This window comes from Planctomycetia bacterium, from assembly GCA_021413845.1.
Classification (GTDB): domain Bacteria; phylum Planctomycetota; class Planctomycetia; order Pirellulales; family PNKZ01; genus PNKZ01.
Map to the genome: position 1 here is coordinate 55308 of JAIOPP010000020.1, position 20591 is coordinate 75898.

A 20591-nucleotide genomic window follows, 5' to 3' on the forward strand; every position below is an offset into this window, starting at 1 on the left:
TGAACCCGAATTGTAGCAAAACCACGCGACGATCGCGGCGTTGCGAGAATGCATGCCGACCGAATCGAAAGCGGCCGTGCTTCCGCTAACGAGCGGTCGCGGCGTAAGTCGTCGGATCGTCGATCCCGACCGAAGCGAAAGCTTGGCGTCGTTCGGCACACTTATTACAGCCGCCGCAATGGAATTCACCGACCGGCGCGATGCAAGAGAAGGTCAGATCCAACGGAAACGACCGGCCGAGTTGCATGACTTCGCTTTTATGCAGCGGAGCGAAAGGGCGCGAAAGCAGCAAATTTCCTGCGGTTGCGACGTTTAATACCGCTTGAAATCCCTCGAAGAATTCCGGCGTCGCATCGCTGAACGGATTCGACCCCAGCGGTGCCATCGCGAGCTCGTCGACACCGTTGAGGCTGCACCAGAGCGCGGCCTTGATGAGCAGCAAGGCGTTGCGACCAGGTAGATACACGGCGTCGTCCGAGGTCGAGCCGTCGGGCACCCCACGCCCCGTCACGCTCCAATGGTCGTGATAGACGTCCGTTAGAGGCATCTCCAGCACGACGAGCGGCCGCAGCTTTTCGCCGGCGAAATGTGCCAGCAGCCGCGTGAGAGCGGCAAGCTCGTGCCGTTCCCAAAAGAGCCCGGCCCGGATGTAGAACGGCTGTACCTCACGCCCCTTCTCCAACAGGTCGCCGAGCAAGATAGCGCTATCAAGACCGCCGCTTACGAGCAGCCCAACAACCGGCGATCGAGAGCGAGAAATCATGCAGACACCCGGAGCAAGCGTAAGTGGAACCGGAGAGGGGGCGGAGCAAGCAGCCGATCCTTCGGGTTTACTCGATTGTAGATGCCGAACCGAAGATGAGTAGTAGCTCTCTCGTTCTCACACTTCCAAGCGACATCGGCCTCTTAACTTGGCTCGCAAGCTGGCCTTGCCGGAAAAGGGGGCCAAAACTAGAGTAGCCGCCCCTCTGGATAGTCGACGGTTAACAGCGGTTTTCGAGGTCGCACGGGTAGCCTGTAGGGGCTGTACCCGTTAGACGCTAAAACCGTCTGCCGAAAACACTTAAACGGTCGAATTATCTTGAATTGGGTAAGAGGGCTTTTAGAATGAACAAGCGTAAGGGCTCCAATTCCCCTTATCGTCACAGCTTTTAGGTTACAATATGAAAGCTGCGGTAATTGGGGCGTTGCTTGGCACCGTTCTTACGGTAGTGGTCGTAGGGGTTATGCCGGTTGGGACGCCGGTTCGTGCTGAAAACAGCGCGGGCTGGCATCCGGGATCGGCATCGGATCTCGTCACGTCGATGGCGACCGTGGCGGAGAATCGTCAACTCGTAACGGTCATCGATCCGAAGACGCGTGTGCTCGCCGTCTATTTAATCGATGGCACGACGGGCGAGGTATCATTGAAGAGCGTTCGCGCTTTCCAGTGGGATTTGCAGTTAGCGGAATTCAACGGAACGAGTCCTCTACCAAGAGAGATTCGCTCCTTGGTCGAACAACACAGATAGCTCCGAGAGGCGGTTGATCCGCGCTCGGAGCCCAACAGCGGTGCCGTGCGAAGGATTGCAGGCTACGGAGTTTATTTTCGTCTATGGCCAAGCTCATTACGCAAGAAGAAGCGGCGCAATTGCTCGGGGTCTCCTCGGCCGACGTCAGCGATATGCGGCAGCAGCAGCAACTTTACGGCGTCCGCGACGGCGGTGCCTGGAAGTTTAAGCAAGAAGACGTCGAACGCTTAATTGAAGAGCGTGCCGCCGGCACAGCGGCCTCGGGCATCGATCTTCCGGTCGATCTCGACCTGGACGGCCCAGGCAGCCAGATCGTTTTGAGCGAGTTCGAGCTCGGCGACTCCGGTCCCGGTTCGAGCACCGTGATCGGTTCGTCGAAGAAACCGAACAGCGATCTCGACATCGTCGACTCCGGCCTGAATCTTAACGATTCCGGACCGATCGTTCCCATGGCTATGAAGCCCGCACCGAAGCCGAAGGCTCCCGAAGCGGACGACGCCAGCGTGTTCGGATCGGGCAGCGGCTTAGATCTTCTCGCGAGCGATGTACGCTTGGCCGACCCGAATAGCTCGAACGTCCTTTCCGGTTCCTCGGACGTTGGGCCGGCCGCCGGTCGCACGATGTTGACCGCCGAATTAGTCGACAAGCCGCTCGACTCCTCCATCAAGCTCACGCTCCGTGATACCGAAAGCGTGTTCGGCGATCCCGGTAGCGATGTGACTCGTAATCTCGGCGGCAGCGGCATCAACCTGCTCGACCCTAAAGACAGCGGCATGCTGCTCGACGATCTCGACCTGTCGGGTGCGAGCGGCATCTCCCGCATCGGCGGCGACACCGAGCTAAAAGGGGACGACGACTTCCTGTTGACCCCGCTTTCCGAACAAACCGACGACACGACCGATAGCGGTTCGCAAGTCATCGCGCTCGACGGCGACTTCGGCGACGACGCAACCGCCACGTTGCTCGCGGGTGAAGTTCCCGGCTTGAGCGCCGTTCTCGAAGGCGAAGGATTCGGCGGAGGAGGATTCTCTCGCGCCGGAAATGCAGCTATGGCCGGGCCAAGCTTCGGCTCGGTGCCCGACACGCGCTTCGGCATCGGCTCCGTGGCGACGCTAGGCCTTTGCTCGATCGTCATGACGCTCACCGGCATCATGATGTACGACATCATTCGCAACATGTGGAGTTTCGATAAGCCGCTCCCCGTCGACAGCACGCTGATGGACATGATTTTAGGACGACGCTGATCTACGGCACGATGAGAATGGCGCGGTGAGAACAAGGATGAACCTGCGGCGTGAAAACGGCGCCGGTTGAAGGGGCTCCGATCAAGGACGATCGGGCTCGTAGTTCGAAAGGAATCGAACGATGAAGAACTTGCCGTTACTTTCGAAACCGATCTACGAGCGCGTCGCATTCGGCCCGCGGCGCTTGCTTCCGACGGCGATCATCTCTGCGCTTTGCGTTTGCGGCTGCGCGTACGTTCCTAAGACGCAGTACAACGCCTGCGAAACGCAAGCTCGCATTCTTAACGAACAATCGAAGGCGCAACTCGCTGAAATCTCCAATCTCAAGACCCACAATCGGAAGCTGGAAGATCAACTTCTTCAAACCGAGAAAGAGCTTGCGGCCTCACAAGTTCGCTCCGACTCCGATCGCAAACGCGTAACGAACTTTCAGGTCGAACGCGAAAAGGTGCAGGAACAAGTCGACGGTCTGGTGCGCGGCGCGAAACTGACGGGCATCGTTCCGGTCCGCGACGACGACGTCGAGCGTCTCGCCAAGCGTTTCCCACTCCTACGCTTCGACGCCCCGACCGGCGCCTACAAGCTCGACGCCGATCTCATGTTCGACGGACCTGCGTCGCGAATCGCCGGTGAATCGGAAAAGCTGCTCACCGAGTTCGCACAGCTTTGCACGCAGCCCGAAGCCCGCGATTTGCGGATCATGATCGTCGGCCGTTCGAGCAGCGCCGCCCCTCAAACCGCTTCCGTGCCTGCCGGCAGTTCCGCCGCAGTCGATGGTCATCGCTTAAGCGCCGAGCGAGCTTTGGCCGTGGCAGATTTCCTTCGCAAGGTGGGGCTCCGTCCGGATCAGATCGGCGTGAGCGGATTGCGCAGCACCGTCGACTCGTCCGGTTCCGCAGTGTCCGGCAAGGGTTCTTCGCAACGGGTCGAAATATTCGTCATGGGTAAAAAGACGCCGATCGTCGGCTGGGACGAATCTCTCGGCGTCGATCGCCGCTAGCCGAACCGCTTGCGCGCATCCCGGCCATCGCCGGCCCACCCCTTCGACGGCCGCCACGCTTCGGCATCTTCCGGCCGTTAGCCGCTGTACGAACCCGAGTACGGCGCTCTATAATGACGGGCACGAAAGCCTAGCGGCTGATGTCGTTTTCCCGATCGAAATCGTTCGGAGAAACCGAAGTTTCATGGTCCGCTAACGCCATCTCTTACGACGCCGTCGCCGACCCCCTTTTCGCTTGAAACACCGACGGCTTTTCGTAGCGAGAATCCCTCCCGCCTTCCGCTTGCCCACCGAACGATCGCCGTATTTAGGTCGCCGCCCCATCGACCGGCTTAGGAGCCGCGTGTGAATTTTCTCGTCGTACCGTACCATCGCTATTCCAGGCCGCTGGCCGTCGGGCTTCTCTGCGCATCCTGCTTCGTCGGATGTAACAAAGCAGACGATGTCGAGACCTATACCGTTACGCGCGAGTTCGAACAGGAACGACGCCAACTCGTATTCCCTCAGGGAACGAAGCATGAGTCGACCGCCCCGACCCCTGCAGAGCCGGGCCGACTGATCGGTGTGCTTCTGCCGCACGATGGTCAGATGTGGTTCTTCAAGATGCTCGGCCCCGATGAAGCGGTGAAGCGTCACGTCGAACAAGTGAAGGCGTTCGTCGCGGCGGTGAAGTTCGAGGGGAACAAGCCTGTTTGGTCGGCTCCGAAAGAATGGTCGGAACAGCCGGGCAACGCGATGTCGTACGCGACGTTCGTGGTCGACGCCGCTCTCCCCACCATCAAGCTCGTCGTTTCGGAATTTCCGGGCGAGCAAGATTTGGCCGACAACGTGAATCGCTGGCGCGGCCAACTCAAGCTTCCGCCCCTCGGTGCGGAAGAAGCACGCAAAGCGGCCATTCCTCTGACGACCGCGGCCGGTCCTGCCCTATGGGTCGAACTCACCGGCATACTCTCCGCTTCCTCCGGGATGCCGCCGTTTGCCGGCGGAGGCAAAGTCGCCGGCCCTATCGATCCAGGCAACGGCACGCTTCCCGCCGGACACCCGCCGGTCGATCCCGCCGCGAACATGCCCAAGCCAGCCGGAGGCCCGGCGGCCGCCGGTGCCGAGGGCCCGGTGAAGTACGAACTCCCGACGGGCTGGACCCCGTCGCCGCCGAGCAACTTCAATATCGCGGCCTTCAGCGTCGTCGAGGGTGCCGAGAAGCTTCGCATCACGGTGAGCGAAGCGCAGGGCGACCTACTCTCGAACGTGAATCGTTGGCGTGTCGACCAACTCCAATTGCCGCCGCTCGACGAAGAACAACTCAAGACCGCGACGACGAAGATGAAGGTCTCCGGTCTCGATGCCGACGTCGTCGAGTTGATCGCTCCGGCCGGCAACGGCCCGCAACGGGCTATTTTCGGCGTGATCGCTAAGAAGTCGCCGACGAGTTCTTATTTCATCAAGCTCATGGGAGACGCGCCGCTCGCACAACGCGAACGAGAGCGGTTCATGAAGTTTGTCGCTTCCATCCGATTCGATCGATAACGCGGAGTGCGTGCGATGGCCCTGGATCTTTCTTACAAGCAACCTGCGACCGACACGGCCGAGCGCGTGCGCACTCGAGCGTCGACCGGCCCGTGGTCGACGGTCCGCGCGGTGCTCATGCCGCTCGCCTCGATTAAGTTCACGATCGTGCTGTTTGCGCTCTCGATCTTTCTGGTGTTCACCGGAACGCTCGCGCAGACCAAAGAAGACGTTTGGCAGGTGATTCATCATTGGTTTCGGGTCGATCCGCGCTATCTCTTCACCGACGCGTTCCCTTGGATCAATCCCCGCGAATTGTTCGTGCGCATTCCGCTCGACATCTTCTGCATCGATATGTTCTGGGGAGATAACCCGCCGCAAACCAACTTAGGCCTCTGGTTTCCTCGGGGCTGGTTCATCGGCATGCTGATGTTCGTCAACTTGTTGGCGGCGCACACCGTGCGCTTCTCGATTCAAGCCAAGGGAACCCGCTTGTTCGCCGGCCTCGGCGTGATCGCGCTCGGCTGCTTTGCGACTTGGCTCGCGATCGAAAGCGGATCCAGCGACGACGGCATTCTCGAAGGAGCCGTCATCGAGTGGGAAACGCTTTGGAAGCTGATGCTGCTCGCGCTCACGGCGACCACGTTCGCCGCAGGAGCCGCCTTCTTTCTTCTGCAACGACATCGAACGGTCGAACGCTGGGCTGCAGCGACGACAGCCGTCGTTTGCGGCGGCGTGCTCGCCTATGCGCTCGTTCAGGGTGAGATGCTGATCTATCCCGATGCGATGCGGATTCTTTGGCAACTCATCAAGGCCACCGGTGCCGGGTTGATTCTGCTCGCGGGTTGTTGGATGGTTTTCAAGAAGCGTGCGGGCATCGTGCTGCTTCACGGCGGCATCGGCTTGATGTTCCTCCACGAGTTCGTCGTCGGCATGTGGCACAAAGAAGGGCAAATGCCCATCTTCGAAGGAACACGCAGCAATTGGGTGCAAGACATCCGCACGGTTGAGCTCGCTCTGATCGAAGAGGGCCCGACGGACGACAAAGTCACCGTCGTTCCGCAACGTTTGCTCGAGCAAAAGGGAACCGTGACGAGCGAGCGCCTCAAGGAATTGCCGTTCGAGATTCGGATCGTCGAATACTTCAAGAACTCGAAGTTTCGCACGAAGGGGCCGTTCGAGAAGACGCTCGCCACGGCCGGGCTCGGCACCGAGATGACGATCGACGAGCGCCCGATCGTGACCGGGACGGATGCCGGAAAAGAGACCAACCTTCCGGCGATCTTCGTGGAGTTCATCTCCAAATCGGCCGACCATAAATCTCTCGGCACCTACTTAGTGGGCATCGAGTTTTGGCTCGTCGATTGGCAACTCGGCGTCCTCCCGCCGCAAACCGTCGAGGTCGACGGCAAGAACTACCTCATCGAGCTTCGCCACCAGCGCACCTATAAGCCGTACGTCATCGAGGCCAAAGAAGTCAAGCAAGACCGCTATCTCGGCGGTGAAAAGACGAAGAGTTATTCATCGCTCGTGCATGTCATCGACAAAGAACGGGACATCGATCGGGGCGAGTTGATCCGCATGAACAGCCCGATGCGGTTCGCCGGCGAGACGTTCTACCAGAGCGGCTATAGCGAAGCGGGTCGTAAACTGACGACGTTGTCGGTCGTGGAAAACTCCGGCTGGATGTTGCCGTATGTTTCGTGCATGATCGTCGCCGTCGGCATGTTGGCGCAGTTCGGCATCGTGCTGCTCCGCTTTCTCTCGCGACAACAAAAGCCGGGCGACGAACTCAAGGCTCCCGCTGATGCTCGCTCGAAGATCGCGGCGCCGAAATCGGAACGAGAAGAACCGGCGACCCGCAAGCAGAAAGGCAAAGCCGCTTTTTCCGCGCCGCCGCCGATGGCCCACGAAGAGAAGTCCTCGTTCCGCAGCCGCTACGGCATCGCCATCGCCGTGTTGCTGCTGGTCTCGTTGTTCGAAGCCAACCTGATCCGGCCACCGAAGCCGGACGACCGAGGGATGGACCTCGCGGCCTTCGGTCGCTTGCCGGTCGGCTACGAATCGCGAGTAAAGCCGCTCGATGCCTTAGCGCGCAACTCTCTGGTCGACCTGCTGAATAAGCAATCGTTTAAGTTCGACTACGCGGATCGCAAGGCGAAATCGAACTCGGCAGTCCGCTGGTTGCTCGACGTCGCCGTAGGAAAAAGGGAAACCGAAGACTACCAAGTTTTCCGTATCGACAATGAAGACCTCGTGAAGGCGCTAGGGCTTACGCCGGTGCCGAACATGAGCTATTCGTGGAAACAAATCTTGGAGAAAACACGCCCAGCCGCGAGTTCTCCGACCGGCGAAGAGCTTCCTGAACTGTTGGTTCAGGCCGGGCAGGCGCGGGAAAAAGCGGACGCCAACAAGAAGCTCGATGCCTCCGAGCGCGAAGTCGTGAAGTTGTACCAGCGGATGATGTTGTATAAGGCGATCGAGGCCGCGTTCGACGACGCCGGAAGTCGAATTCAAAACAAGAAAGATCCGGCGGGAGAAGACCCAAGCATCGCTTGGTCGTCGCTGCTGTTGGAGCTCTTGCAGGTCACGAAGAAGTCGGCGGAATTGGAACAGACGGCCAAGCAGCCGCCGATGGCCGTTCCGTTGAAAGACGGCTCGTGGATCACGGTCGTAGATGCCTCGCTGCTTCGTTACTTCAACACTTCGGATCACGCAACCGATATCGCCGCCGTGGAACGGCAACTCGGCGCCATGCCGGATCGCTGGAAACTCCTTTTGAACGATCTCGATCTTCAGACCCGACAAGCTCGGGGCAACACCGCCGAACTCGCCGAGATCGAATCGAAGCGACGACAAATTCGGAGCATGCAAACGGCGACGGGCAAGCTGGCGAAGCTCTTTGCGCTGCGCAACGATCCTCAGAAGCAACTCGGCCCGGCGGGGGAAAAGTTCCTGGATATTCTCGATGCCTATCGGAAAGGTGATGCCCCGGCATTCAACGCCGACGTCGCCGCCTATCGAGAACTGATCCAACAAAATCCACCGAATGAATACGATCTGAAACGCCGCGACTGGGAGGCCTTCCTGCTGCGGAGCGAGCCGTTTTTCTGGAACACGGCGATGTATCTCATCGCGTTCTGCTTCGCCGCCGCGGCTTGGCTCGGCTATCGCAAGCCGCTGAACCGAATCTCGTTTTGGATCGTCGCCGCGACGTTCGTCGTGCATACCGCCGCGTTGATCTTGCGGATCTACGTCACCGAGCGGCCGCCGGTTACCAATCTTTACTCTTCGGCCGTCTTCATCGGATGGGCCGCGGTGTTGCTCGGTTTGATTCTCGAAGCCGTTTACAAGAACGGCTTCGGCAACGTCGTGTCGTCGCTTGCCGGTTTGGGATCTCTCTTGATCGCGTGGCTTCTCTCGCGTCAAGGAGATACGATCGAGTCGCTGGAAGCGGTGCTCGACACCACGTTCTGGCTCGCGACCCACGTAACTTGCATCACGCTCGGCTACGCGACGACCTACATCGCCGGCCTATTGGGAATGGTGTACGTCATTCGAGGCGTCGCGACTCCCTCGCTGACGCAAGGCGAGGGGAAGGAACTCGCGCGCATGACCTACTGCACCCTCTGCTTCGCGATCTTCTTCAGCTTCGTCGGCACCGTGCTCGGCGGTCTTTGGGCCGACGACTCTTGGGGACGTTTCTGGGGTTGGGATCCCAAAGAAAACGGAGCGCTCATCATCGTGCTCTGGAACGCGTTGGTGCTGCATGCTCGTTGGGATGGGCTCGTCAAAGACCGGGGTCTAGCGGTCTTGGCGGTCTTCGGCAACATCACGACCAGTTGGTCTTATTTCGGCGTCAATCAATTGGGAGTCGGCCTCCACAACTACGGCTTCAATCAACAACTGATGGACGTCATGACCGGATTCGTGATCTCGTCGCTTTGCGTAGCGTGCCTGGGAATGCTGCCGAAAGACGCTTGGTGGAGCGGCAGCAAGCTGCGCGGAGCCGAGTAGCTTCGTCCGGAGCATCTCGGCCTGAGTTCGCTCTCGTCAGCGTAGTTGAACATCGTCGGCGGCGGGCTGCCGGAGACGCAAACGCGGCTGCCCGAGCGTCGGCTTTTCGGCCGTTTCGGTCGGCTTGCGCAAGCCGGAATTCGGCAGCGGCAAAAGACCCAACAAAGCGTTCGTCGGCGCTGCCAGCGGCACGAGCGCCTCGCGCTCCGGCGCGAGGGCTCGCAACAGGTTCGCGACCGGCTGCGGCCCGCTTTGCGGAACTTGCCAGTAGACGATGTCGTCGCGCCATAGCAAAGCGTCGTGCTGTTCGGCCGAACGGGATTTGATCGTCAGCCCCTCGGAGTCGATCGAGAAATCGAACTCCAACCGATCGAACAACAGCGGCGGGCCTTCGGCGACCATCGTCTTCACGTCGCCCAAGCCGAGATGCACGATTCCGGCGCGCAAAAGATCGCGGCTGATCTGCCCGGGCCCTGCGACGATCGTTCCCCGCAGCCGCGCGATGCGCCCCGCGGCGAACTCCGCCCAATGAAAGCGGATCTCGCCGGTGCCCCAAAGTTGTTCGACGGCATGCCTGCCGACCAGCTGCCGAAAATCGACTTCGGTTGCATCGCTGCTCGTCATTCCTTCCCAGCCGCGCGCCGTTCGTCGGACTTTCAGTCGTCCGTTCCAGCGAGCTTGCTTGCCGAGCGAATCGGCCATATCGACCAACGGCACGATCATCGCGCACGGAAGCAGCACCGCGCCGCTGCTGAGCTCGACGACGGTTTCCGGCGGCGAGCTCGTCGTATCGCGCGTCACACGCAACGCGGCCGGATGCGCTTCGTCGGAACCAGGCAATCGAAAACTGACCAACAACTGCTGCACGTTTTCTTCCGGGCCGAGAAGCCCCTCGAAGTCGACCAAGGTTTGCGATTCCTTACCGACGTGCCATGTCAGCTCATCGGCTTTGATCCCGATTCGAGTTTCGATGTCGGGAATCTCACGCCGCAAGTGCCGCTCTAAGGCGGCGAAAAGCCTCGCGCCACGATCGGCGAAGATCTCCGCACCGGCAGCCCGCAGGCTCAACCCTTCGCTATCGGATATAGTCTCGACCGATCGACAATGAAGCACCAACGCGCCGGTCTCGGGATCGTAGCACCGAAGCCCTTCCAACAGCGCACTTCCGGGCCGAGGATAACCGATACCGTCGAGTTCGACGCGCATCCCGGAGGCAGCTCCAAGCCGGACCTGCCAGGCTTCGCGGGTCGACTTACTTCGGCCTGCATAGCCGTAGAGCAACGTCGCCGCGGTCGGCAAGACGCAGAACAGCACGAAGAGAACTCGCAAGAGCGAGCGGCGTTGCGATTCGTGCATGAAAAGAAAACCTCCGCTTCCTTGCGGCCCCGACACCGACCGCACCATCCTGATGCGATCTCTACCGGCGTATTCGATGAACTGCTATCGTTCGCGAGCCATCTCCGAAAACAATCGGTAGCGTGCCTGCATTTCCATCAAACTATCGTTGCCGAATTTCTCGCAGAGAGCCGCGGCCACCTCGAACGCCACGACGTTCTCGACGATCACGCCCGCCGCCGGCACCGCGCACACATCGCTCCGCTCGTAGTTCGCCGCTTCGGTTTCTTTCGTGGCAAGATTCACGGAGTCGAGCGCTTTACGGAGCGTGCTGATCGGCTTCTTCGCCGCCCGTACGACCAGCGGCTGTCCGTTGGTCATGCCCGCTTCCAAACCACCGGCGTTGTTCGTCGGGCGTTCGTAGCCGAGCGTCGGCGTTTCGCGCTTCGCGGCATCGTAATGAATGGCGTCGTGTACTTGCGAGCCGCGACGGCGCGCGGCCTCGAAGCCGAGCCCGATCTCGACTCCTTTGATCGCCTGCACGGCCATGACCGCTTGCGCGATTCGGCCGTCGAGCTTGCGGTCCCATTGAGCGTGCGTTCCTAAACCGAACGGCAAGCCTTCGACGCGCACTTCCAGCACGCCGCCGAGCGTGTCTCCTTCTTTGCCGACCGTATCGATCAGGCTTTTGATCTCTTCGTCTTGCGCGATGTTGAGCGAATAGATCTCGCTCTTATCGCGCATCGCACGTTGTTCTTCGAGCGTGCCGGGCTGCGGTTCCAGGCGAACACCGCCGAGTTCGAGCGTATAGCCGAAAACCGTAATGCCGAACTCGCGCAACAGCTGCTTCGCGAGCGCGCCGGCCGCGACGCGCACGGTGGTCTCACGCGCGCTGGCGCGTTCAAGCACGCCTCGAATCGATCCCAAAAACTTAACCGCACCGGTGAGGTCGCCGTGGCCGGGCCGGGGGCGTTCTAAGTCGCCGAGTCGTTCGAGCTTGTAATCTTTGTTGACGACCTGGAGCGCGATCGGACTGCCGATCGACTTTCCTTGCCAAATGCCGCTGAGAATATCGACCTTATCGGTCTCGATACGCTGCCTGCCGCCCCGGCCGTAGCCCCCTTGGCGTCGTAGCAATTCGGAATCGATTTCTTCGGTGCGCAGATCGACGCCGGCCGGAAACCCGTCGACGAGGGCGACGAGCGCTTTTCCGTGGCTTTCTCCGGCGGTCCAATAACGCAACATATGGCGACCAACAGACTCACGAACGGCATAAAGATCGAAGTTGATAGACTTTCTATTCTACTTCGACCGCCGAAACGACGGTAGGTCGGATTCGCTGCCGGCAAGGCCCGCCGGCAACGTGCGGCGATGCGCTGAAGCCGAGAATCAGCCGCTTACTTCCAAGCGAATGCCCGGCCCGTAAGCTGTTCGTAGGCTTCGATATACTTAGCGCGGGTCCGCACGACGACCTCCTCGGGCAGCGGCGGCGGCGGACTGTTTTTGTCCCAGCCCGACGTCTCCAGCCAGTCACGCACGAACTGCTTATCGAACGAGGGGGGTGCTCGTCCCGGCTCATAGCGATCGACGGGCCAAAATCGTGAGCTGTCGGGCGTCATGACTTCGTCGATCAAAATGATCCCCTCCGAAGTCCGGCCCCACTCGAATTTCGTGTCGGCGATGATGATCCCCCGCGTCAACGCATACTCGGCACCGCGGCGATAAACGTCGAGACTTCGCGTCCGGAGTTCTTCGGCAGTTTCAGTTCCTACTGCACGGCACATCTCGTCGAAGGAAATATTTTCATCGTGCCCGCTCTCGGCCTTCGTCGCCGGAGTGAAGATCGGCTCCGGCAAGCGATCGCTCTCGCGCAATCCGGCAGGAAGTTTGATTCCGCACACGGTCCCGCTTCGGCCATACTCTTTCCAACCGGAACCCGAGAGATAGCCGCGCACGACGCATTCGATCGGCACCACATCGGTTTTGCGCACGAGCATCGTGCGCCCGCGGAGCACCTCACGATCGACACCCTTAGGCAATGGGGCTGCATCGACGTCCAGCGAAAGAACATGATTCGGACCCGAGAGCAGCTCGAACCAGAAGGCACTGATCTGAGTCAGCACGCGTCCTTTGTCGGGAATGCCGGTCGGCAAGACCCAATCGAACGCACTGATTCGGTCGCTGGCGACGAGCAGCAATCGTTCCCCCAGATCATAAACATCGCGGACCTTGCCGCGACGAACGGGGATCGAAGGAATGTGCGACTCTAAAACCACGGAAGAGGTCACGGAAGATGTCATCGATGCGCTCAAGAAATCGGCCGGCGGATCAGGGAAGTGGGGCACGGGTCGGAAATCGCGGCAATCCAACGTAGTGAGAAAGTATAGCAGACGACGTCCAAGCCAAACACGGTCGCATGGTTCCGCAACGCTGCGGACGCGTGCATCGGCCGATCAAGAATCGTGCCCGCTGATCGATGTTCACTCGTTTTCCAGCTTCGGGCAGCCATTCCCAACGGACATTTCAGCCCACGTGCAGGGTCGGCACGCCGCGTGCTTACTCATTCACTTCAGACTTAGACAACGGGCAAGTTGCGACCGTCTACCCTCGCCCCTCCTCCTTTAGGAGAACGAATCATGATTGCTTCTACTCGCGAACGTGTTCCGAAACATACGAATGCCTGCGTCAACGCGCGGATTCGAGAACAAACCCAGATGAGCATCGCCCATTATATGGCGGCCGGCGACGCTGCGATTTCCTTCCGGCTTGCGGAACTGGATCGCGAGTGGGATATCGAACGATTTCTCGAAGCGAACGCCGCGACGGCATCGCTCGTCGGTTTGTCGCTCGGGGCACTGAAACATCGTGCCTGGTTCATCATGCCGGCCGTGATCGCTGGTTTCTTGCTGCAACATGCCGTCGATGGCTGGTGCCCGCCGATGCCGGTTCTTCGTCGCCTAGGTTTCCGTACGGCGAACGAAATCGACTATGAACGCTATGCTCTAAAAGCACTGCGAGGCGACTTCCAAGACATTCCTGAGAATCAATCTCCGGATCGGGCCTTAGTCGCTGCGGAACGCTAGGCCGATCGCACGGAAATCGAAGAGGAAATCTGCTCGGCGATGAACTTCGAGTGGGTGGGGAGATGCTTGTACGGCCGGCATGTCTGAGGTAGACTCGCGCGTCTATTTCGCACCCTCGAATGGTCGCTAATATCGCCTTAGCTGGTCCCCTATGCCGGTCGGACAACTACGCTTCATCGTTCCCGACATGAGCCGTATTTCGGATCGCTCGGCGCAGCAAGCGTACCTTACCGGCTTCGAGCCGATTCCGAACTATTGCCGCACGCGACTTAGTGAGGGAGAGCTTACGGTCGAACGCGAAGGGTTCGATTCGGTAAAGCTGAACATTCCTTGGCGCGTCGACGGCTTCGGGGAAATTCTCATCGGCTCCGCAACGCTGATGCAACGGGAGCGTCCGTATCTACTCCCGTTGGAATTAGCTCGGGGAAAGATCAATCAGGTTCGCAATCAGTTTGCGGAATGGCAACTGGCCGGTCTCGCTCAAACGCCGGCGCTCAAGGAAAAACTCTCGAGCGCCGTACGGCTTTTCACGGAAGCAGCGGTTCGGCAACACGAACCCGATACGGCGGCGAAGTATGCCCAAGAGGCGCTCGTCGAGGCTTTCGAGGCTGCACTGATCGTCGCCGATCTCTACTCCGAGCAGGCGCTGGTCTTTCGCCACCAAACGATGGCGAAGCTGCCGATCGCTTTCGGAACTTCGCTCGGGCGGGGCGTCGCCGAATCGCCGGTCTCGTTGCCGACCGCTTCGCTTTGCAACACGGCCGTCGTCCCGTTGATTTGGCGAAACACCTCGCCGGCTGAAGATGAATATCTTTGGGATTCCTACAACCAGCAGATCCAATGGTGCCGCAGCCAAGGAATGAACATCGCCGCCGGCCCCCTGTTGCGTCTCGATGAGCGCGGCTTTCCGGATTGGCTTACCGCTTGGCAAGGCGATGTGGATGCCATCACCGCATTCTCCGCCGAGTACGTTGCGAAGACCGTGCAGCAGTTTCGAGGACGCGTGTCGTTCTGGAATTGCGCGACGTTTTCTTATCGAGCGCAATCGCTCGGCCTCAAAGACGAAGACAAACTACGGATCATCGCTCGGGCCATCGATACGGTCCGCCGCTTCGATGCCGACACGCCGTTGATCGTCAGCTTCGATCAACCGTGGGGGGAGTATCTTCGGAAACTTCCGTTGGCCTATCCGCCGATTCATATCGCCGATCATCTCGTCCGCTCGGGCCTCCCCATTGCCGCGTTGGGGCTGGAACTCGAGGTCGGCTACCATCCTGACGGTTCGTATCTTCGCGACCCCCTAGAGCTCGGCAAGCTCATCGATGCTTGGTCCATGCTCGGCATGCCGTTGTATGTGTTTCTCACGGTGCCGAGCGGCGAAAGCCCCGATCCGCTCGCGGAAGGAAGATCGTCGCCGATCGCGGGTGCCTACGCGGGGGGCTGGTCACCGGCAGCGCAAGCGGATTGGGTACGCAAGTGCGTGCCGATACTTCTGGCGAAGCCGTCCGTGCAAGGGATCGCTTGGCAACAATTGCGCGACGACGAACCGCACGACCTTCCGCACGGCGGACTGTTCGACTTCGAAGGGATGCCGAAGCCCGCACTCACGGCGCTGGCTTATCTTCGCAAACAGCATTTGATTTAATCGAGCGCTGACGCGCGCTCACCGTCTTCATGCCGACGAATGCTTAAACGCGGCCGAAGCAGATAAGGCAACGATCGTCGCTCTGCGCACGCTTGCCGACGAAGAGATTCACATCTTCGAGAATCGCCTTGCCGAGCACGGCGGAACCACGGCCTGCCTTGTTGAGTTGCACTTCCAAGCGCTCGAAGCCGTAAAGCAGATTGTCGGAGTTCATCGCTTCATTGATGCCGTCGGTGTAAAGCGTGAGCACGTCTCCCGGCAAGAGAGGAACCGTCGCCGCTTCGAACTCGGCATCCGGAACGACGCCGAGCGGCAAGCCTTTCTCGTTCTCGCCGATCATTTCGACTCGGCCGTCGGCGTGTCGCAAATACGGAGACATGTGCCCGGCATTGACAACCGTGACTTCGTGTCGGACGGGATCAAGCGTAACGGAAACGAAAGTCACGAATCGATCTTGCCAATCGCTCCGTGCGAATCCGGCGTTGAGTCGATTCACGGCATCGGCCGGCGAGGTGCTGCTCGCCAACGAATAGCGCACGTCGGCCGAGAGCTTCGCCATGAGCAATGCCGCGGGCATCCCTTTCCCCGCCACGTCGCCGATTACGACCGCGATGCGCCCCCCTTGGAGCGGAACATAATCGAAGTAGTCGCCGCCGATCTGATTGGCCGCTTCATAGAAATCGAAAAACTCATACGACGAAATCTGCGGCGGCGTGGCAGGCAAGAAGCCTTGCTGCACCTTGTGAGCGAGATCAAGATCGCGCTCGAAAGCTTGTTGCCGTAAGGCGTCGGTATGGAGCTGCGCGTTCTCGATCGCAAACGCGGCTTGATAGGCGACCCCCGCCAAGACGTCGAGATCGCCCGACTGGAATCGGCTTCGCTGGTCGAGCGTGTCGATCTGGATAACCCCGAGCGCCTTACCCGAGGTATCGATCAGCGGCGCACACATCATCGAGCGAATCCGAAAATCGGCGATGCTCTGGCTGCCGTCGAAGCGGGTATCGCCGGCCGCATCGGCCGAAAGAATCGCTTCGCACGACGTCATCACCTGATTCACGATCGTGCGACTGATCCGAATCGATTCCGCATCGTCGCCCCGTCGATACTTCACGGCGCGCGGAACCAAGGTCCCCGTCGCCGGGTCGCGCAGCACGACGAAGCCGCGGTCGGCTTGAATAAAAATCTTAAACAGACTGTCGATCACTTTGCCGAGCACGATGTTCAGATCGATCGAAGTCGCGAGGTTGCGCGTGATCTCGAGCAGAGCTTGCAGCTTCAACTCGGGATTGACCGAGATCTGAAAGCCCGACTTGTTCGACTGTACGTCGAACGACGACATGATCGTTCCGGCGGTCTTTTCGCTGGTGTCGTCGACGAACGTCGCACGCGAGCTATCGTCGAGCGGGATGATCGGCGGCGCGAGTTCTTTGCCGCCGACCGGAGTCCCTTGATGAAAGGCGAAGATGATGTCGCAAACCTTCACGCGGTCGTTCTCTTGCAACCGCTGACGACCGCTGACGACCTCGCCGTTCACGAACGTCCCGTTGCGGCTCTTCAAATCTTCGACGAAGAACTCGTTGTTCTGACGCACCACGACGGCATGTTGCCGGCTCACGGCGCCGACATCCAAGACGATGTCGCATTCCGGATGACGGCCGAGAATCATTCTCTCGCCGCTCAATTGAAAGATTTGACCGGCGGTCATTCCCTTGAGAACTTGCAGTACGGCCATAGATGCAACGGAAAGAATGCTCGAAGTGTTTCGCTATTCGCGGCTTCCGAAGCGCGATCGAAATCACGCCGCACGAACCGATCTTCGACAGGCTGCGCACGCTTACGGGATGCCGGAAAGCCATCGCCGAACAGGTTTGCATCGAAGACGACCGATTTTAGGGGTCGCGCGCAGTCGGAGTCAATCGCCCGTCGCAGCACTTGACGCTTAAAGCTAACCGTTCTACCTTACGGAGGTTGCGTCGATTCGTTCGCATCTCTTCGACGCCTCTCGTGGCCGGTCGCGACGGACCTCGTCGACGATTTCGGCACCTTTCCGGGATGGTGTAATGGTAGCACGACTGGCTCTGAACCAGTTAGTCGGGGTTCGAGTCCCTGTCCCGGAGCTAGAAGCCTCGTTTCCTTGTGGAAGCGGGGCTTTTTTATGCGCCATCGATGGGCCGCAACCAATTGCGCTTTAATGAATGAGTGCGTCATCGTGCTCGGCGAGCTGCGAGACTTGCCTCGATCCGCAACCGTCGCTGGCCGGAGCGGTCGTCCGGGTTAACACACAATTTCCGACCGAAGCTTAGTTCTCCGTGAGAATCGTGTTCGCCTAGCCCGTGTGCAAGGCGTGCATAAGCCTGACGCACATGTCGGCGCGCCGTTTCGGCGTAGCGAATTGGCGGCTCACGCGTAATTGCCGTCTGTCGAGCGATTCGCGACTTGCGGCGACCTGCGAGTCGAAATCTTTTTTCTTAGCGGCACCATTGTTGCTTATCAACCGCCGCACCTCTTTCGCTCGTTCGCGCGACCACGCCCGCGTGAATTCTTCGTTTTTTCACTGACAGTCTCGCTCGCGCCCCACTGCAAAACAATTTCCATTCCCAGCGGTTGAGTTACGGATCACGGAGTCGGTCATGGCTTACCTGGAAATCAAGAATCTCAGAAAATCATTCGGTTGCGGGCCGGGCAAGGTGGAAGCGCTCGATCAGGTGAACTTTTCGGTCAAGGCCGGCGAATTCGTCGCCTTCGTCGGCGCGCCCGGAAGCGGCAAGACGACGCTCGTCTCGCTCGTCGCCGGGCTCATCATGCCGGACTTCGGCTCGATCACGCTCAGCGGCAAGCCGGTCGTCGGTCCCGGGCCCGATCGCGGCATCTTGGCCCACTCGCAAACTTTGCTCCCTTGGCTCAGCATCATCGACAACATCGCCGTGGCGGTCGAGACGGTGCTCCCTTCGTCGACGCTGATGCAACGACGTCGCCATGCCGAGAAGTACGTCGAGATGGTCGGCCTGTCGTCGAATATGCACAAGAAGCCGCGCGAGCTTTCCGACGGAATGCGGCAACGCGTATCGCTTGCCCGCACGCTCGCGATGAATCCCGACGTCATGCTTTTCGACGAGCCGCTCGGGGGGCTGGTCAGTTCTTCACGACACGAAATGCAAGCGTTGATCGGTCGGATCGCCGCGATCGAGCGCAAGACTTGCCTGTGGATGACGGACGACGTCGAAGAGGCGGTGTTGCTCGCAGATCGCGTCATCGCGCTCACGCCCGGACCGCGCTCGACCGTCAGCAGTGAATTTACCATCGACCTACCGCCGCGCTCCCGCGACCGCAAGCTAGCGCAGACCGCGCGGTTCCATGCTTTGTGCGATACGATCGAGACCCATCTCCTCACGCAGCGCGAAGAAAAAATCCTGCGACCTCTGTGCCCGGCCGAGATTCGCCCCGCCCCTCCGCATGCGGTCTTCCATGCGGAGACGGCGGCAACGGAGCCCGCAGCGAGCGAAAATCTGGCGGCTCCGCACATGCTGGATAAAGCGAGCACGATGATGCTCATGCATCATCCGTAGTCGTCACCGTTTTACTTGGCTCGGATTTTAGCTTTGCTAATCGCGGCTGCGCTTCGAGCGATTGATCGCCCGCGGCGGTAGCGGAGCAAGGGGCGGCAGCCAAACGATGTCCGCGGCCAAAGGACTCGTTTCCAAGATCGCGATCGACGGCTTACGATAAGTCCAGCCGCTCGTTTCTCCTGGGTTCACGAAGAGCCGCCCGCCGGCATCTCGTTCTACGCTCGGCTTGTGCGTATGACCGTAGACGATCACGTCGGCCCCTTCGATGTCGCCGCGCAGAAGCTCGAATTGATGGGTTACGAGGATGCGAGTTCCATCTGAGGCGCGAAACCCGAGGGGCGGGTCGCCGACCGAGCCGACGATGCGCAATCCGCCCAACAGCCCAACCTTGTTTCCTTCATTGTCCCCGAAGCAGCCGATCAGCTTGCAGTTCAGATCGCGCAACACCGGCACGACGAACGTCGAAACGAAATCGCCGGCGAAGACGACCAGTTCGCACCGGCGCGCATTAAACTCGGCCACCGCCGCGCGGGCATTATCGAGATGATCGTGGATGTCGGCGAAGATACCGATGCGCATACGCTACCGGCGCACGCGCCCGGCACCGGAACCGCCGACCAGCGCCTCGATCTCGTCGCGCGAGGTGAAATTGAAGTCGCCGAGGATCGAATGCTTCAAGCAGCTTGCCGCGACGGCGAAGTGCAAGGCTCTGCCGGGAGCGGAATACTCGGGAGTATTCAAAGCGAAGAGCAGCCCGGCCCCGAACGAGTCGCCGCCGCCGACACGGTCGACGATGTCGCGAATTTCATAAGGCTTGTAATTGCCGCCGGCGTCGAGCGGAGCGTAATAGGCTCGCTTTTCGCCCGCCTCGTAGAGCATGCCGCCCCAATTGTTGTGATCGGCCGAAAGGCTTTCGCGCAAGGTTACCGCCACCCGGCCGATATTGGGAAACCGCCGCACGATCTCGCGCGCCACTTGTTCATAGCCGGCGATATTCAATTTTCCTTGCTCGACGTTCGTTCCCTCGGCATGGATATCAAGCACATCGGCCGCATCTTCTTCGTTGGCGATCAGAAGATCGACCGACTTCAACATCTCGCTCATGCACTCGCGCGCCAGCAGATTCGGCGCCGTGCCGGGTCGCCAACGCCAAAGCTTCTTGCGGAAGTTCAAATCGCAAGACACGGTCGCCCCGCGCTCTTTCGCCATCCGCACGAGAGCCAGCGTCGCTTGATAGGCTCGTTCGCTGAGCGACGGCGTGATGCCGGTCGCATGCACCCAACGGACCCCTTCGAGTGCCGCGGCGAAATCGTATTCCTCCGGCGCGGCCAGCGAGATAGCGCTGAAGTCGCGATCGTAAGTCACGCTCGAGCCGCGCTGGTTGGCGCCGGCTTCGACGTAGTAGATGCCGAGCCGCCCTTCGCTGCGCCGGCGAAGCGTGCCGACGTCCACCCCTAAGCCGCGCAGGTTCGTCGTCACGGCGTCGGCCAGCATGTTTTGCGGCAGCATCGTGAGATAGCGCGCCTTCGCCCCGAGCAGCGCGAGCGACACGCAAACATTCGCTTCCGCGCCCGCGAACGTAACATCGACCGAACCGGGAAGAACTTGCGCCAACCGGCGATGGCCGGAAGGAGCGACACGCATCATGATTTCGCCGAAGCCGAGGAACATTTGCAAAAGCCGA

The 20591-nt window shown here is 60.1% G+C and carries 15 protein-coding genes and 1 tRNA gene; 9 read left to right on the plus strand and 7 right to left on the minus strand.

Features of this window, described 5'->3' with window-relative positions; translation table 11 throughout:
- Nucleotides 1-85: 85 nt before the first annotated feature.
- Nucleotides 86-763: a 7-cyano-7-deazaguanine synthase gene (locus K8U03_03845; GenBank protein MCE9604017.1), complete on the minus strand. Its 678-nt coding sequence runs from the start codon at nucleotides 761-763 to the stop codon at nucleotides 86-88.
- A gap of 400 nt (nucleotides 764-1163) precedes the next feature.
- Here K8U03_03845 and K8U03_03850 point away from each other — a divergent pair, with 400 nt between their 5' ends.
- The 5 genes from K8U03_03850 to ccsA all read left to right on the plus strand — a co-directional run bounded on the left by K8U03_03850 (nucleotide 1164) and on the right by ccsA (nucleotide 9278).
- Nucleotides 1164-1511: a hypothetical protein gene (locus tag K8U03_03850; protein MCE9604018.1), complete on the plus strand. Its 348-nt coding sequence runs from the start codon at nucleotides 1164-1166 to the stop codon at nucleotides 1509-1511.
- A gap of 83 nt (nucleotides 1512-1594) precedes the next feature.
- A complete protein-coding gene (locus K8U03_03855) occupies nucleotides 1595-2755 on the plus strand; it encodes a helix-turn-helix domain-containing protein (GenBank protein MCE9604019.1) in 1161 nt (386 codons plus the stop codon).
- A 121-nt stretch (nucleotides 2756-2876) separates the two neighbouring features.
- Nucleotides 2877-3755 carry a hypothetical protein gene (locus tag K8U03_03860; GenBank protein MCE9604020.1) on the plus strand — a complete coding sequence of 293 codons (879 nt, stop codon included), beginning with the start codon at nucleotides 2877-2879 and terminating at the stop codon, nucleotides 3753-3755.
- Nucleotides 3756-4100: 345 nt separating this feature from the next.
- Nucleotides 4101-5282, plus strand: coding sequence for a hypothetical protein (locus K8U03_03865; GenBank protein ID MCE9604021.1), 1182 nt, complete (start codon nucleotides 4101-4103; stop codon nucleotides 5280-5282).
- 1560 nt (nucleotides 5283-6842) lie between these two features.
- Nucleotides 6843-9278 (plus strand): cytochrome c biogenesis protein CcsA, encoded by a 2436-nt coding sequence (gene ccsA, locus K8U03_03870; GenBank protein MCE9604022.1) that lies wholly within the window; start codon nucleotides 6843-6845, stop codon nucleotides 9276-9278.
- Between the two features lie 36 nt (nucleotides 9279-9314).
- Here the strand turns inward: ccsA and K8U03_03875 are convergent, their stop codons facing one another.
- The 3 genes from K8U03_03875 to K8U03_03885 form a co-directional block, all read right to left on the minus strand.
- Entirely contained in the window at nucleotides 9315-10634 is a 1320-nt protein-coding gene (locus K8U03_03875; protein ID MCE9604023.1) for a hypothetical protein, read from the minus strand.
- A gap of 84 nt (nucleotides 10635-10718) precedes the next feature.
- Nucleotides 10719-11858 carry a chorismate synthase gene (aroC, locus tag K8U03_03880; protein ID MCE9604024.1) on the minus strand — a complete coding sequence of 380 codons (1140 nt, stop codon included), beginning with the start codon at nucleotides 11856-11858 and terminating at the stop codon, nucleotides 10719-10721.
- Nucleotides 11859-12010: 152 nt separating this feature from the next.
- Complete coding sequence (locus K8U03_03885; GenBank protein ID MCE9604025.1) at nucleotides 12011-12913, minus strand: phosphoribosylaminoimidazolesuccinocarboxamide synthase; 903 nt, start codon at nucleotides 12911-12913, stop codon at nucleotides 12011-12013.
- A gap of 333 nt (nucleotides 12914-13246) precedes the next feature.
- Between K8U03_03885 and K8U03_03890 the strand changes: the two genes are divergently transcribed.
- Nucleotides 13247-13696, plus strand: coding sequence for a DUF2892 domain-containing protein (locus tag K8U03_03890; GenBank protein MCE9604026.1), 450 nt, complete (start codon nucleotides 13247-13249; stop codon nucleotides 13694-13696).
- 151 nt (nucleotides 13697-13847) lie between these two features.
- Entirely contained in the window at nucleotides 13848-15341 is a 1494-nt protein-coding gene (locus K8U03_03895; GenBank protein ID MCE9604027.1) for a hypothetical protein, read from the plus strand.
- Nucleotides 15342-15384: 43 nt separating this feature from the next.
- Here K8U03_03895 and K8U03_03900 read toward each other — a convergent pair whose 3' ends face one another.
- Entirely contained in the window at nucleotides 15385-17073 is a 1689-nt protein-coding gene (locus K8U03_03900; GenBank protein MCE9604028.1) for a SpoIIE family protein phosphatase, read from the minus strand.
- Nucleotides 17074-17387: 314 nt separating this feature from the next.
- Between K8U03_03900 and K8U03_03905 the strand changes: the two genes are divergently transcribed.
- Together K8U03_03905 and K8U03_03910 are read left to right on the plus strand one after the other, a co-directional pair.
- Nucleotides 17388-17458: transfer RNA gene (locus K8U03_03905), tRNA-Gln, on the plus strand.
- 513 nt (nucleotides 17459-17971) lie between these two features.
- Entirely contained in the window at nucleotides 17972-18907 is a 936-nt protein-coding gene (locus K8U03_03910; GenBank protein ID MCE9604029.1) for an ABC transporter ATP-binding protein, read from the plus strand.
- 36 nt (nucleotides 18908-18943) lie between these two features.
- On the opposite strand, the gene K8U03_03915 is transcribed toward K8U03_03910, so the two are convergent.
- Both K8U03_03915 and K8U03_03920 read right to left on the minus strand, forming a co-directional pair.
- Nucleotides 18944-19486 carry a metallophosphoesterase gene (locus K8U03_03915; GenBank protein MCE9604030.1) on the minus strand — a complete coding sequence of 181 codons (543 nt, stop codon included), beginning with the start codon at nucleotides 19484-19486 and terminating at the stop codon, nucleotides 18944-18946.
- 3 nt (nucleotides 19487-19489) lie between these two features.
- On the minus strand, nucleotides 19490-20554 hold the full coding sequence (locus K8U03_03920) for a sugar kinase (protein ID MCE9604031.1): 1065 nt from the start codon (nucleotides 20552-20554) through the stop codon (nucleotides 19490-19492).
- Between the last annotated feature and the right edge of the window lie 37 nt (nucleotides 20555-20591).